General features: G+C 44.4%; 3 protein-coding genes. All 3 read right to left on the bottom strand.

Going from position 1 to position 16,297, the window contains the following annotated elements; genetic code table 11:
* Positions 1 to 13: 13 nt before the first annotated feature.
* Genes MHB83_RS08385 through MHB83_RS08375 form a run of 3 tightly spaced genes read right to left on the bottom strand, consistent with a single transcriptional unit; the run spans position 14 to position 16,291 of the window.
* Complete coding sequence (locus MHB83_RS08385; RefSeq protein WP_342496803.1) at positions 14 to 4,519, bottom strand: type I polyketide synthase; 4,506 nt, start codon at positions 4,517 to 4,519, stop codon at positions 14 to 16.
* Positions 4,512 to 7,181: a non-ribosomal peptide synthetase gene (locus MHB83_RS08380; RefSeq protein ID WP_322000428.1), complete on the bottom strand. Its 2,670-nt coding sequence runs from the start codon at positions 7,179 to 7,181 to the stop codon at positions 4,512 to 4,514. The genes MHB83_RS08385 and MHB83_RS08380 overlap by 8 nt, the downstream gene beginning before the upstream one ends.
* Positions 7,182 to 7,201: 20 nt before the next feature.
* On the bottom strand, positions 7,202 to 16,291 hold the full coding sequence (locus MHB83_RS08375) for an amino acid adenylation domain-containing protein (RefSeq protein ID WP_342496802.1): 9,090 nt from the start codon (positions 16,289 to 16,291) through the stop codon (positions 7,202 to 7,204).
* Positions 16,292 to 16,297: the final 6 nt, after the last annotated feature.

Here is a 16,297-nt window from a genome sequence, read left to right as displayed (position 1 = left end):
GCATTTCTCCCATCTATTTTCGTTTTAATCTCTGTTTACGGCGGTTCTTCCCATCTGCCATCGCCTGTTTGCGGAGATTAGATGACTCAGTGACAGCTTGCTTTTCTTCCTTCACTCCATGTATCTTCTTCAGTTCTGCAGCCAATGACGCAATCGTTGGATGACTATACATCATGACCACTGGAACCTCTATACCATAAATTGATTTAATATGACCGCTCATCTGCAGTAAATCAAGGGATGTCGCACCCATTTCAAAGAAGTTCTCATTCACATCCGGTTCATGAGGAAAAAAGGAGCTGAGTACATCACACAATGATGCTTCTAGACGATCATCTATGACCTGCGATATTTGTTGAGTCGACTCTTCTTCCTGCTGCATAGGTGTTAATCGGTGTTTCATTCTCTCACCCATGTCTCGAACAGAAACAAGAATTTGCGGATAATCTAAACGCAGCACTTCCTGAAAGGCCTTGATTCCTTCATCTGGTGAAATTCCCGCCTGCTCCTCGAGCGTCATCATGTCATTGACTTTGGCCGCTAATGCTGAGTTGTGTGCCATACCGACTTTTTCCCATCGATCCCAGTTTAAAGAAATCACTGGCTTTCCTTCCTGCCTCTTCTCATGAGCAAAGCTGTCCATAAAAGCATTGGAAGCGGCATAAGCCACTTGTCCAGCCGCTCCAAGAAAGGACACTAGGGATGAACAAAGTAAAAAGAAGTCGAGCGTTTCATCCTGGAGTGCTTCATCCAGCACATAGGTCCCGTTGATTTTTGGCAGACACATGCGAATTTCATCGTCTGCTGTTCTTGCTTGGATGATCTTCCCATCTGCCTCTCCTGCCGCATGGATGACACCATGTAAATCACCAAATGATGTATGAGCCAGCTGGATCGCTTTCTGCACGGCGTCTTTATCTGACACATCACCGTGTACAGTTAGTACATCAGCTCCTAACTCTTCAAGAGTCATCAGCTTTTTCACGGTTTCAGCTTCTTTCCCATCCGCATCACGCAGTTCATGCCATGCAGAGCGTTCACGTATTTGTGATCGGCTGAGGAACACAAGTTTTGCTTGATACGTTTCTGCTAAATGTTGAGCTAGTGTGAAACCAATGCCTCCCATACCGCCGGTCAGGAGGTAAACACCATGAGTCCTGATAGGCTGTGTGGACGATTCCTCTTTGCTTAAAGGTGTACTTGAAGCTTTTCGAACCCACCTACTGTTCCCCCGATACGCCACGACTGCCTCTTGATCGTGCATTGCAACCTCATATGAAAGAAATAGCGGCCAGTCCGCCTTTGTTTCCTGACATAAATCAATGTGCTGACACGCAATATGCTGATATTCTTGAGGAATGGTCAGAGCTAATCCAGTACATGTTGCTTGAAGAGGATTGACCTTCTCCATCCCGATAACATCATGCGCTTGATTTGTCACAAGATGAAGACGGATGGTTGTGTTATGATGCTGACTGATCAGCCTGACGAGATCAAGTACAGATAAGTAGTTCGGCTGATCACCTGTATCTTCTGTTAGTTCATCATGCATCCAGATGATCTCTTCCGGTATAAATCCAGATTGCTGCAGTTCAGCCATCACCCACTCTAAGTGTGACAGCATATGAACGTCAGCCTTCATCACCTGGTCATTTTCTTTGATCGTATGATCACTTTGACAGACGCTGACAACCTCTGCATGCCGCTCTTTCAAATAAGCGGCAATATGACCATTTTTCTCAAAAATCAAGATACGCTTCCCTTGATGATGCTGCTCTTTTAGTACAGGTGCAGAGCGCTCCCATACCGGAATGTAAAACCAGTCTTGAAAATCAGCGGAGAGTGTCTCCCCCATTTCTGATGGTGCTAAATTGCTCATCAGCTGATCCGCTTTAAACTGCGGAGAGGGGAATATTTGATGCTCAAATGGATATGTTGGCAGTGACACTCGATATGGGGTCTTTTCTTTTCTGACAGCGCTCCAGTTCGGTTCCACTCCAAAACTCCACAGCTTCCCTATAGCCTTTTTCATATATTCATCATCAGCACCTTGTTCTTTTGGATGTCTCACCAATGAACAAGCCGCTGCTTTGTTCACATCATAGTCATCATGTCGTCTCACAAATTGAGTCAACGTATGACCTGGTCCCACTTCAATGAAAACCACTTCACCAAGTCCAAGTAACGTCTCTAATCCTTGACTAAATAAAACAGGCTGCCTGATATGAGATGCCCAGTAATCAGGCGATGAGGCTTGCTCATTTGTTAACCAGCTTCCTGTCACATTCGAAAGGATCGGAACCTCGCCCTGCTGATAGGTGATCTCTGAGAGAGCGTTCTTAAACTGTACGGACGCTTCAGCCATCATACTCGTATGAAAGGCGTGAGAGGTTTTCAATGTTTGGACAGAAGCTCCTCTTTTTTCAGCTTGTTCGAGATAGATCTGTAACCGTTCTGGAGGACCGGAAACAACAGATAATTGTGAGCTATTCACCGCAGAAAGCTCGACACCCTCAGGAAGATCATGTTCAATCTCTTCGGCAGAGAGTGACACTCCGGCCATTTCACCCCGAGGCATTTTTTGCATCAAACTGCCTCTTTTTAAAACGATACGGATTGCATCTTCAAGGTGAATAATACCGGCCACGCAGGCAGCTGTTATTTCTCCAATACTATGACCAATGAAATAATGCGGACGTATGCCTAGTCCCATCAGCTTCGATGCGAGCGCATACTCAAAACTAAACAAGATGATTTGTGTATATGATGTTTGCTGCATGAGCTGTTCTGCTTTTATGAACTCTTCTTCGGTTGTTGGGTATAACACGTTCTCGATCTCAACACCTGATAAAGATAAAATGATGGCAAAACATTTCTGAAGCGTTTGTTTAAATTCAGGATCTTTCTCATATAAATCCTTGCCCATATTCACATACTGAGCACCTTGTCCAGAAAACATCCAGACAACTGCCGGCTGTTGAAAGGCCTTTTGCGGCTGTCCGGCTGACTGGAATGTGCGGTCAGGCCCTGCAAGAAAAGCTTGTCGATAAGGAAAATGCTTTCTTCCCTCTTGCAGGGTAAAGGCAGCCTCGGATAATGTGACACGCTTTTGTTCTTTTAAATAAGATGTCATTTGTTCAGCAGATTTTTGAACCGCCTGCTTCGATCTTGCAGAAATCACCATTAGTTCATGATCTCTTTCTACTGACGGTTTGTCGGCGGCGGGTGCCTCTTCCATGATCAGGTGTACATTCGTTCCACCGACTCCAAACGAACTAACTCCGGCACGCAGCGGCTGCTCTGTTTTCATCCATGGTACGGGTGTTGTATTGACATAAAATGGACTTGATTCAAAATCAATTTTCGGATTCGGTTTTTTATAATGAAGGCTAGGCGGCAGCGTCTGATGGTACAGACTAAGCGTTGTCTTGATAAAACCTGCAATCCCTGCGGCTGAGTCAAGATGACCAATATTTGTTTTCACAGACCCAATCGCACAAAACTGCTTTTTATCCGTTTGAAAGGCTTTCTTTAGTGACTCAATTTCAACCGGATCCCCAAGAGTTGTACCGGTGCCGTGTGCTTCAATATAAGAAATACTCTCAGCTTCTACACGACTGATGTTGAGTGCCTTTTTAATCACTTCGCTTTGTCCTTCTATGCTTGGTGCTGTGTAGCCAACCTTCCGCCCGCCGTCATTGTTATAGGCTGACCCTTTAATCACGCCATAGATATGGTCCTTATCTTTTAGTGCCTGCTTTAATGATTTGAGCACAACAACACCGCAGCCCTCACCGCCAACAGTGCCTTCTGCCTGTTCATCAAAAGCCCGGCAGTGCCCATCTGGCGACATGATCATGCCTTCTTGATACATGTATCCTTTTTTGTGAGGGGTCGTAATGGTGACGCCGCCGGCGAGTGCCATTTTACATTCTCCAGTAATCAGGGCACGCGCCGCCATATGAATGGCAGTCAAAGAGGAAGAACAAGCTGTATCAACAGCTACGCTCGGCCCCTTCAAATTCAATTTATAAGATACCTTTGTGTTCATGAAATCTTTATCTGTTAACTGAACAGCCGCAAATTGTTCGGATGAGTGATTCGTTCTCATCAGCATGGAAGCAGCTTGCCAATATAAATTAGCAGAAGCGGCTCCAAATAAACCAATCGGTTCCTGATAGGTTTCAGGGTTATAGCCTGCATCTTCAAGAGATTCCCACGCCACCTCATGAAACATGCGGATTTGCGGATCCATTACTTCTGCTTCACGCTGTGAATAACCAAAGAAATCTGCATCAAAATGATCATGCTGATCAACTGCTCCTTTGGCACGTACATATTGCTCATGATCCAATGCTTCTTTCTCAACCCCTGCCTCAAGCAGCTCTTCCTTCGAAAAGAACGTAATGGACTCTCTTCCATTTGCAAGGTTGTCCCAAAAGTGATGAATATTCTTTGCTCCGGGAAAACGGCAGGCCATCCCAACCACTGCAACCTCTAATCCTGTGAACTTACTCATCTATCATCCCGCCTAACAGTTGAGCGGCACTTTCTAAGTCATCCGCTTCATTTTCTCCATCATCTTCGATCTGTTTCTCTTGCCCTGATGCTTTGTTTTTTAATTGCGTAGCTATTTGCGAAACAGTTGTATATTGGAACAGCTCCATCACTGTCAGTTCCTGCTGAAATTCCTCTTTCACTTTATTGGACAACTCAACGATATTAAAAGAGTTCCCGCCTAAGTCAAAAAACGGTTCATCTATACGAATCTGCGAAGCAGGGACTTGTAAAATAGAGGCGAAAATGCGAACAAGCTTCTGCTCTGTTTCATTATGTGCTTGAATGGTCACAGGCTCTTGATTGTTTGACAGCTGATCTTCTGGATTCGGTAGTGCTTGGATATCCAATTTCCCTGATAGATTCAAAGGAAATTGCTCTATTTGGATGACATGTCTCGGCACCATATAACCTGGTAATCTTTCACTTAAAGACTGACGAAGCGCACGCTGATCTATCACTTGTTTTGCCATCATGTATGCGCAAATGTATTGGTCCTGATCCTGCGTTTCCTTAGGAATGACAATGACATCTTGAATCAGTCCTTGCATATGCGGGTCATCAAGAATCGCTCTACGGATTTCCTCTAGCTCAATTCGATATCCCCTAATTTTCACTTGACCGTCGTTTCTCTTGGCAAATTCTAATAAACCATCAAACCGCCATCTTGCAAGATCTCCCGTACCGTATAACATCCCGCTGCTCAGCTCTGGTTTTTTGATAAATTTCTCCTTGCTCAGATCAGGGTGATTGATGTACCCACGACCTACACCATCGCCTGCTATATATAACTCTCCAAAGACGCCAATCGGAACTGGCTCTCCTTGCGCGTCACATATGAAAATATGCTCATTCGGCATCGGCTGCCCAATAGGAATGACTTGCTCATCCCAGTCTTGGGGAATCAAAAAGGATGATGACTGAACCGTACATTCAGTCGGCCCATACGCATTTATCATGATTGGTTTTTCACCTGATATATGCTGTAAAAATTGATCCATCAGCTCTTTTGTGAACACCTCTCCGCCCACCAGCATCATCTTCAACGCTGGCAAGTCTTGTTTTGATTGCGCTGCTGCCTTGTTCATCAGCTTTAAATGAGAGGGGGTCACATCAGACAGCTGGATGTGATGTTCTTGGTAAAACGACCATAACGCATGCCCATCCATACGGACTTCATCTTTGGCAATATGCAGCGTATGTCCGAGGAGCAATGCCGGAAACAATGTTTGAACAGACGCATCAAAAATGTGAGAAGCCAGCATCCCTACTTGCAAAGGATCAGGGAGCAGATCAAAAAAGCGCGTTTTCATTCCATATACCAAATTAATGACATGACGATGTTCGATAACGACACCTTTCGGATGCCCTGTCGTACCTGATGTATACAGGACATACGCCATATCCGAAGGCGAGATAGACCAAGTCATATTCTCTTTTATTGATGGTTCTTGAAGCATGTCTTGAATCACATGGACCTCGACATCCAATCCTTCGTGTCCTTCTGCATCCGAGACAATAGCTGTAGCGCCGCTGTTTTTGAGCATATACCGAATTCTTTCAATCGGCAGATGAACATCAATCGGTAAATAAGCATAGCCAGCCTTTAAGATGCCAAGAATGGCAATGACAAGTTCAGCAGATCGATACATTCTGAGTCCAACAGGAGCCTCACGTGTTATCTGACTTTGAGATAGTCTAAGCGCAATGCGATCTGATAAATGATCAACCTCTTCATATGTATAGGAGGTGGTGCCAAACACAACAGCCGTTCGCGCTGGATGCAATTGGACTTGTTGTTGAAATAACGACACAATATCACGATCCACTGGATAAGCGAGCGACTCCCCTTGAAACGAATCAAACAGCTGATTTTTCTCTATATCAGATAAAAATGAGTGTGTGCTCATCGTTTGCTCAGACGTTTCGAGACATTGCTCTGTGAATCCCATGAAATGATTGGAGAACTGCTCCATCATGTTGTCATCATAAATGGAAGCATCCCAGTGAACTTCAGCATGAAGGTGATCTTGTTCTTTCTTCCAAACAATAAGCACATCCGCATGCAGCTGCTCTCTGTCAACTTGCCCATGCAATGTCTCAAATGCACATGCCAGATTGACACGCTTCTTGTCTTCTCCTGCTGAATGCCAAAGCTCATCCATTAAAATATAAACAGGATAGTTTTGATGACGCACTGCCTCCTGAAACGATTGTTTCACTGCCTCTAGCCCTGCGCTAAAGCTCATATGAGGCTCAATCTCTGCCTTCAGCGGCAGCATATGATTGATGGCGGATTGATTAGCAGACTGTTCCATTGTAGGAACAGTCACCATCAACTCAGTTTTTCCGCTATAACGTTGAAGCAAGCCAAAAGCTGCTGTGGTTAGCACGATAAACAGGCGCAAATCAGAATCTCCACATAATTGCTTTAACGAATGATTCATAGCCACAGGGAAGGACGAATGAAGCGATCGGTTCATTGCAGCAGGCTTGGCATGTGAAACCGTATGAGGAATGCGGCCATCAAGCTGGACACCTGATAAGATCGATGTCCAGTAGGCTCTTTCTAACACCCTTTCCTTCGCCGCTGCTTTCAGTTGAAAATCATCATGTTCAATCACTCTTCCATTCACCTCTTTACTTATATTTTCAAGTCATCTAATTCGAAAAGAGATACGTCATCTAATTGCTTGAATGAAGAAGTCAGTTCGATCTCCTCTATTCTTACAGCATCTACTGAAACAGCCCTCATGATGTCTTTCAGCAAGCCCGCAATCTGCTCGATGGTTTCCTCTGTGAAAAGCTCAGTATTATATTCAATCGTTGAAGAAAGACCGTCTTCCTGCTCATACGCAATCCAGAGTAAATCAAAGCGTGACGTTCCTGTCTCATACGGATAATCACTAAAGGTTAAACCGCCTACCTTCAGTTCTGGCTGATTCATATTTTGCAAGGCGAACACAGCATCAAACAATAGATTCCGGCTGACACTCCGGCTTAACTGGAGGTCTTGAACCATTTGTTCATATTGATAGTCTTGATGTCCGAAATCATCGATGACATGTGCTTTCACATCCTGCAGGAATTGCTGGTACGTCAGCTCTGCTGTAGGATACAAACGAAGTGGCAGCATATTGACAAAAATACCGATCACTTGCTGCAGCTCTTCTTGTTTTCTCCCTGCTACCGGAACCCCGACCGTGATATCTGATTGTCCGCTTAATTTATGAAGTAAAATCTGATATACACTTAACAAGCCCATAAACAGTGTGGCGTCTTCCTGTAAAATCACCTGCTTAAACGCGTTCAGCTCCGCTTCTTCTATACGGAACGTATAATGTCCGCCGCGGAATTGTCTCACTTCTGGCCGATCGAAATCTGTTGGCAGATCAAGTAGCGGGGCACTTTCTAACCGGTTTTTCCAGTAATCACTCGATTCTTTCAGTGCTTCTGATGCAAGCAGGTCATTTTGCCATTCTGAAAAATCTTTATATTGCAGAGCAAGAGGCTCGAGCGTCCTGCCGTCATATAACTGCATAAAGTCATTGACCAAAATATCTTGAGAAAGACCGTCTGAGATAATGTGGTGCATGTCCAGCATGAGTACGAATTCCTCATCTGCCAGCTTCATCACACCGACTCTCATCAATGGAGCCTCACTTAACGTAAAGGCAGTCAAAAATTGTTCAATCACTTGTTTTTGATCTTCCTCAGATCCTTGTGTCGATCCGTTAGTGAGGTCAAATAATGTGACTGCAAATGGTACCTCTTCTTCAATCTTTTGATAAGGGACGCCATTCTCTAGTACAAACGCTGTCCGCAAACTTTCGTGTCTCTTAATGAGCTGCTGAAATGCCCATTCCAACCTGCTAATATCGAGTTTCCCTTTGATTCGTCCCGCTTTAAACTCGTTGTATCCTGTGCTGTTTACATCCATTTGCTGCATGAGATACAACCGTTTTTGCGCAGACGACAGAGGATAATGCTCCTTCACTTCGGCTTTTTCAATCGCATGATAAGCAGCAGTATCTGCTTGATCGATATATGCTGCCATTAATCGTATCGTAGGGATTTGGAAAAATTGTGGCAGCGTCAACTCTACACTAAATGCACGATGAATGATGCCAATGAAGGTGATCGCCTTTAGAGAATCTCCACCCATTTCAAAGAAATGATCATCTATGCCAATTTCATCAATCTTAAAGAATGCTTGCCAATGTTGACTTAATGCCTTCTCCAGCTCCGTTTCTGGTGCCGCATAATTCGTGGAAAGCGCTGGTCGAGAATACAGGTTGCCATCTTGTTCATGCTCTCCGCCGCTCTCTTCCTCAAGGGATAAACGGTCTACATATCGGTGAATACGATCATGTAAAGATGTTGTCGAAATAACCATTTGTTCCACTTGATCCAGCGAAAGCAATCGTTCAAAGATCATTCTTCCTTCTTTTTCTGTAATTAACGTTTCGGTGACATCATCTCCGATTGGAAGATCAAGCTGCTTCCCCTGCTCAAATTCCCAGCCGTCAAAGCTAATGACAGACCACTGTGTTTCTGAACGTAGATTGCGTTCATACACGTACGCATCGATGAAATGATTCACAGCTGTATAGGCTGTAAAACCGAGTCCGCCCAAGATCGGTGACAAAGATGACAGGACAAAACAGAAATCAAGGGATCGATCACTTAAGGCAGCATCAAGATGAAGCACACCATTCATCTTCGCTTCAAAATGCGGCTCCGAAAAAGTGACATCTGTTTGCTCCATCACCTGGAAAGATTGGTCGCCTGTCACTCCAGCTGCATAGATCACGCCATCGATCTGCCCATATGATGCATCCACTGTGTTGAACAATTGCTGGATATCTTCCTTGTGACGAACGTCTACTTTCTGAATGAGAACATCTGCACCTGTCTCTTCCAGCGCCATTACCCTTTGGATTTTTTTCTTTGTTGGATCCTGTTCATCATGCGCAGACAGCCATTCTTGCCACTTGCTTCTATCAGGGAGTCCAGATCTGCTCGTTAAGATCAATGTTCCCTTCGTTTGCTTGGCCAAAGTCTGGGCGATATTCAATCCAATAAACCCAAGTCCGCCAATTAAAATGTATACACCATCTTTTTTAGCCAAATGAGCCTGTCCTGTTTCAGGAACTGAACTATTCGCATACTTTTTCACATATCGCTTATTTCGTCGATAGACCGTGAGAAGCTGTCCATACGCTCGATCTAGCTCATCGCTTATTTGCTTTAGCAATCTCTTTTCTTGAACCCCATTTTCCACTGGGCGATCAATATCAAGAATGCGGTAACGTAAGTTCGGTGTTTCCTGTGAAATCACCATCGCAGGCCCTAGATGGATCGCTTTTTCAGGATAAAGTACAGGCTCACCGCCAACGGCATACGTCAATGAGGAAAGAACTGTAATCGATACCTTTTGGTCCAACACATATTTTTTCAGTGCCTGGCCGATATAAAGCAAGGAGTAATAAGCATCTTGCTGCGTTTGCTTCACCCATTCTTCTTCCGTGTGAGATAGCTGTCGTTCTGAAAGCCCCCATAGATGACAAACTTTCGACACGTTGATTTCATCATCTGCCAGATTTGACATGAGCCTTTCATAATCAGATGGCTCATGTGACCGAATGGTATAGCTTTTTTTGTCATGCTTCGTAAATTCATTTCCTTTACGAACCACTACGGACTCGTTCCGTTTCGTCAGGAGCTCAGCCGCAATCTTCTCTCCAAAAGCAGATGGATCTGCAAACAAAAGCAAGGCTCCGCCAGACGTATCTTCTGATGGCACGCAAGGTAAAAGATCCGCTTCCCAATGAGGGGTATAGAACCATTCATCCATTTGCTGCTTTCGTCCAGACTGCTTTGGTTTTTCTTGTTTCACACGATCTGCTGCATCATACCAATAGGAAGTTTGATCAAATGCATACGTTGGCAGCGGCATTTTCCGCGGCTGACGGTTTAGATGGAACCTGTCCCAATCAATGGATAATCCGTTTGTCCATAAACGTCCGATTTGACCAAGTAAAAATTCAGTATCCGTCACATCTTGTTTTGCATGTCTTAACACATGACATACATGCTGGTTCAGGCCGTTCAGCGACCGGTTGACCATCACGCTTAAATCTTGTCCTGGACCAATCTCAATTAATTGAATATTGTCCTCTTGTAAAATATTTGTGATGCCTTCAGCAAAGCGAACTGTATCGGTCATATGCCTTTTCCAATAAGACATATCCTTCGCACTCGTATCTGTCATCCAATCTCCTGACAGATTCGAAATGAATGGAATACGAAGCGACTTGGCGTTAATATGCGTTAATTTTTCTCCGAATTGCTCCGCTGCCTCCTTCATGACATGTGAGTGGGCGGCAATGGTTCCACCTAATCGCATACACATCAATCTGTTGCTTTTTAGCTCTTGTTCAAATTCACTTATCGCCTCTTCTAGACCTGACACGATACATGATGAATCATTGACAACCGCGAGAGAAATATCGTTTGGAAGCATCGGTTTTAGCTCTGCCTCAGGTAATGGAACACTCATCATGACGCCAGCTGGTGACGACTGCATCGCATTCGCACGATAGGCGACCATGGACATTGCGTCCTTTAAGCTGAATAGCCCTGATATGGCGGCTGCCGTTAATTCGCCAAAGCTATAGCCGATCATTGCATCAGGACGAACGCCCCATTCAATGAAAAGCATGGATAAGGCATATTCAATGGCAAAAATGGCTGGCTGTGCATATTGAGTACTTGCCAATTGTTCACGTGCCTTTTCTGTTTCAGCTGCTAATGGGTACAGAATACGGGCAAGACTTCGTCCCGTTGCTTCTTCATATGCTTGAAAACAAGCATCCATTTGCTTCTTAAAGTAAGGCTCTTCCCGGTACAAATCTAATCCCATATTGAGATATTGATTGCCTTGTCCAGAAAACATAAAAATAATCTTTTGCTTTTCCACATGCGAATGCATGAGCTTTCCAATGCCCTTGCCTTGCTTTTCTGTTAATACTCTTAGAGCATCTTCTCTGTTTGCCGCAACAAATGCCTGACGAAAACCAAAGGATTGTCTTCCTGTTTGCAGCGTATAAGCTGCGTCTGCCAAATTGATAGAAGGTGTGTTTTGTATTTGGCTTGCGAGTTTGTCTTTCATTCGTTCCAAGCTCGTTTTGCTCTTGGCTGAAAGAACAAGCAGCTCAGCAGAACGAGGCATTTGCTGACGATCTCTTTGTGGTGCTTCTTCTAAGATGACATGTGCATTCGTTCCACCCATTCCAAATGAGCTCACCCCCGCCCGCCGCAAATGGGAAACTGGCTGCTTCCAGTCGGTCAACTCAGTGTTTACAAAGAAAGGACTGTGCTCAAATGCAATGTTTTCATTGGCTTTTTTGAAGTGAAGACTAGGTACAAATGTGTGATGCTGAAGCGAAAGCACAGCTTTGATCAAGCCAGCTGCTCCTGCCGCTGCATCTAAATGTCCAATATTTGTTTTCACAGACCCAATGCGGCAAAATTGTTTTTTCTCTGTGTCGAAAGCCTTTGTGAGCGCCTCTATTTCAATCGGATCACCAAGTGATGTGCCAGTTCCATGTGTTTCCACATATTCAATCGTATCTGGTGAAACATCTGCTTGATGCAGGGCATCCTGAATGACACGTGTCTGTCCTTCGACGCTCGGAGCATTGAAACCAACTTTTTGATCACCATCATTGTTGATGGCAGAGCCCTTAATAACCGCATAAATATGGTCACCATCTTCTATGGCTTCACTAAGTGCTTTTAAAGCAACAAGACCAACACCATCTCCGCCAACAGTTCCATCTGCTTGATCATCAAAGGCGCGGCAGTGGCCATCGCTTGATTTCACCATATTCTGCTGATAAACGTAGCCTGATTTCACTGGGTGCAGGATCGACACACCTCCCGCAAGAGCTACATCTGAATCACCATTTGCAATGGATTGACAGGCCAAATGCAAGGCGACCAAGGAAGTTGAACAAGCGGTTTGCAGCGTAAGCGCCGGTCCTTTCAAATTCAATTTATGGGCAATTCTTGTACTTACGGTATACGTATCATTGAGTGAACCCACTTCAAACAGCTCTGACATGCTGCTATCAAGGGAAGCGGCAAAACGCTGAATCCATTGGAAGTTCGAAGTGGACCCAGTAAACAACCCGACCTTCCCCGTATAATCTTCTTGTACATACCCCGCATCTTCCAGCGCCTTATAGGCGTATTCATGCAGGAGACGTATTTGAGGATCCATCATTTCTGCCTGACCTGGCGAATAGCCGAAGAAGGATGCATCAAATAAATCAGGTCCATCAATGACACCCTTTGCCCTCACATAATCGGATCGCTCGAAGGTTTGGCGGTCAATACCAGCTTCAAGCAGTTCTTCATCGGAAAAGAAGGAAATTGATTCTTCTCCATTCTTCAAATTTCGCCAAAATGCCTCAACATTTTTCGCACCTGGGAATTTACCAGCCATTCCAATAATGGCAATCGGCTCATTGGCTTTTCTTATCTTTTGTTTTACAGGCTGCGTGTCTGCCGCTGTCTGCTCTGAATCGCCGCTTAAATATGCGGCAAGCTCTCTAATCGTTGGGCGGCGGAACATTTCGACCATTGGAATGCTTTGATTCAATTGCTTAGCGAGCTGTTGATTGACGTGGATCAAATTGAGTGAATGCCCGCCAATGTCAAAGAATTTGTCATGAACACTTACCTCATCTAAGCCGAGGACCTTTTTCCAAATGGCTTGAATGACTTTCTCCGTATCAGAAAGATAGTCAGAGCCCGCCTGTTTTTTCGTTTGCTGCGCTTGTTTTAAAGCAGGTAAAGCTCGTTTATCTAGTTTGCCATTGGCAGTCAGCGGCATATCGTCTAATTGAACAAAGTGAGTTGGGATCATATAATCCGGCAGTTGATCAGCCAACGCTTGTTTTATTGCCGCTTGATCAAGTATGGCTGTCGTGACAACATATGCGGCCAAACATGGTGTACCAGAAGCATCTGGCTTTACAACAACAGCTGCTGCTTTTATTCCTGGCTGTTCATTCAACCAAAATTCAATTTCACCAGTTTCAATCCGGTAGCCTCTCAGCTTCACTTGATCATCATTTCGACCTAAAAATTGAATGAGCCCATTAGGGAGAATGCGCGCTGCATCACCTGTTTTATAAATTTTTTCTCCTGGCTGGAAAGGGTGATCGACAAATCTTTCTTCGGTTAGTTCTGGGCGATTCAAATAGCCTTTTGCGACACCTTTTCCGCCAATATATAATTCACCGACGGCCCCTTCCGGCATGAGATTCATATGTCTGTCAAACAGAAGAATATCTGTATGCTGTGCTGGCTTTCCAATCGGTACATACACGTCTTGATCAAGATCCTGATCATATCGATGAATCATGCAGCCAACGACCGTTTCAGTTGGTCCATATTCATTCACAATTTCAATTGGCTGCGGAAAGGACTGCTGAATGGATTTCGCTAAAGATGTTTCCAGTTGCTCTCCGCCTAAAATGAAACATTTCATTTGGCTGTCTGGGAAAGACAAATGCTTAATAAACTGTAAATGAGATGGTGTCAGTTTCATTACATGTACACGGTTGTCTTTTATGATGTCTTCGACAAGTAGCTGCCGGTTTTCATGGTGATAAATCATGATGGTATTTCCTGAAATGAGCGGCGTGAAAATAGAAGTAACCGTCAAGTCAAAGGACAGTGAGGTATACAAAGCAAAATGCCTTGTTTCTCCTCGAACATATACTTGCTTCGCCCAATCAATATAGTTGGCTAAGCCAAGATGATGAATGAGTACTCCTTTTGGTCTTCCGGTCGTCCCTGATGTATAAATGCAGTAGGCTGTTTGGTCTGAGGTGATGGCTTGTGCCAAGTTGTCTGATGGTCCGGTGTATAGATCCGGCTGCGTGATATCAATTTTTTCTCCATGATAGGCATAGGTGAGCCCTTTCATTGGATGAGTTAAGAGCCATTCTACTCCGCTGTCTTCTAATAGATATTCTATTCGTTCCTGCGGATATTCAGGATCAATCGGCACGTATGCACCGCCAGCTTTTAAGATCGCTAAGCATGCTATCACCATTTCAATGGAATGCTCTGCTAAAATGCCGACACGCTGCTCCTGTTTGACCCCTTTGTTTTGTAAATAATGTGCGAGCTGGTTCACTCTCTTATTGAGTTGTTCATATGTAACCGTCGTATCGCCAAACTCAACTGCGACTGCCGCTGGCGTTCGCTCCACTTGTGCTTCAAATAGATCAATCACCGTTGGCTCATGGCTAGGTGTTGCTCCGCCGTATTGCTGAAAGACCGCTAACTGCTTTTCTTTCTCTTCTTCTGATAGCAGCTGTAGTTGAGCAGCAGATTTGTGCGGATGTGCACAGGCATCAGACAGGAGATGAAGAAAATGCTGACACCACTTTTCGATTTGCTCAGCTGAAAAGCTGACAGGGTTATACACCAATGAAAAGTGCAGCTGATCATCAAACGCCTGAACACTAAGCGTGAGATCGAATTCTGTCTGCTCAGTCATCTCAAATCCACGAATACGAATTGGCTGATCGTTTTTCGTGAGCATTTGATCTAGTGGATAGTTTTCAATGACGACGATTGAATCGAATAATGATTGCTCTGCAGTCATTCCTGCATATTTTTTTAAGTCAGATAGTGGGGTATGTTCATATTCATTTCTTACAGCGATCTCACGGCTCACCTCCTGCATCTGTTCAAGAATTGGCCGCTCCTGTTCGAATGAGACTCGCAGCGGTAAAGTGTTAATGAACAGCCCAGTCATCTTTTCAATATGAGGGACATCCGCATTTCTCCCTGATACTGTTGTCCCAAAGACAATATCATCTTGGTTCGCATACTTAGATAGTAAAACTCCCCACAGCGTATACATCACAGATGCCAGCGTCACGTCATATTGATTTGTGAATTTGCTCAAGCTCTCCGCAATGGAAGTATCCACTTGATGTTCATATTGATGAAACACTTCTGAAGGTTCATATGCGCCGCTTGACTTCGGAAGCAGTTCTGCATAACTCCATCCGTTGAAAACATTTTTCCAATAGGCGGCTTGTGCTTCTGTCTGTTGAAGGTTTTTCTGCTGCCATTTGACAAAGGATTGGTAGGACGGTCTTTGTTCCAGAAGAGGTTTGTCCCCATTCGATAAGCGCTCATATGCACTCATCCAATCGCTTAATACAATCCCAAGGCTCCATCCGTCCAATAAAATGTGATGGAAGCTAATGAGAACCCAGCTGACTTCATCATTCACTTCACATAACGTCAGGCGGAATGGGACTTCATGCAGATCAAAGCGTTCTTCTCGGTTCTGTGCCGTCACCTCTTCTTTCAGCACATGAAGAGGCTCCTTCGCTTGCGTGAAATCACGATATCGAATGTCTGGCTGATGCTCCTTCAGCACAATTTGTACTGACTTTGCCAGTTCCTGCCATCTGAACAATGTTCTAAGCATTTCATGCTGTTTGGTGACATTCGTCCATGATTGTTCAAAAATGTCTCGATCTATTGGTCCGTCTATTTCGATCAGCAGTTGTTCAAAATAAGCTGTTCCGTTCGGTTCCATTAAATGATGAAACAGCAGTCCTTCTTGGATCGTAGTGACACCTAACATATTTTCAATGTTCTGTTTATCCAGCTTCTGCGGCTGTAAAGCCATGGGATC

The organism is Bacillus sp. FSL K6-3149 (genome assembly GCF_038630515.1).
GTDB classification, from domain to species: Bacteria; Bacillota; Bacilli; order Bacillales; family Bacillaceae; genus Bacillus; species Bacillus pumilus.
The sequence above is the reverse complement of the archived record's forward strand: the minus strand, read 5'-3'. Positions and strand labels throughout refer to the sequence as shown.

Bases quoted from the DNA above. Each gene is read 5' to 3' on its own strand.
- MHB83_RS08385 (WP_342496803.1), bottom strand. From the start codon at position 4,519: ATGAGTAAGTTCACAGGATTAGAGGTTGCAGTGGTTGGGATGGCCTGC.
- MHB83_RS08375 (WP_342496802.1), bottom strand. From the start codon at position 16,291: ATGGCTTTACAGCCGCAGAAGCTGGATAAACAGAACATTGAAAATATG.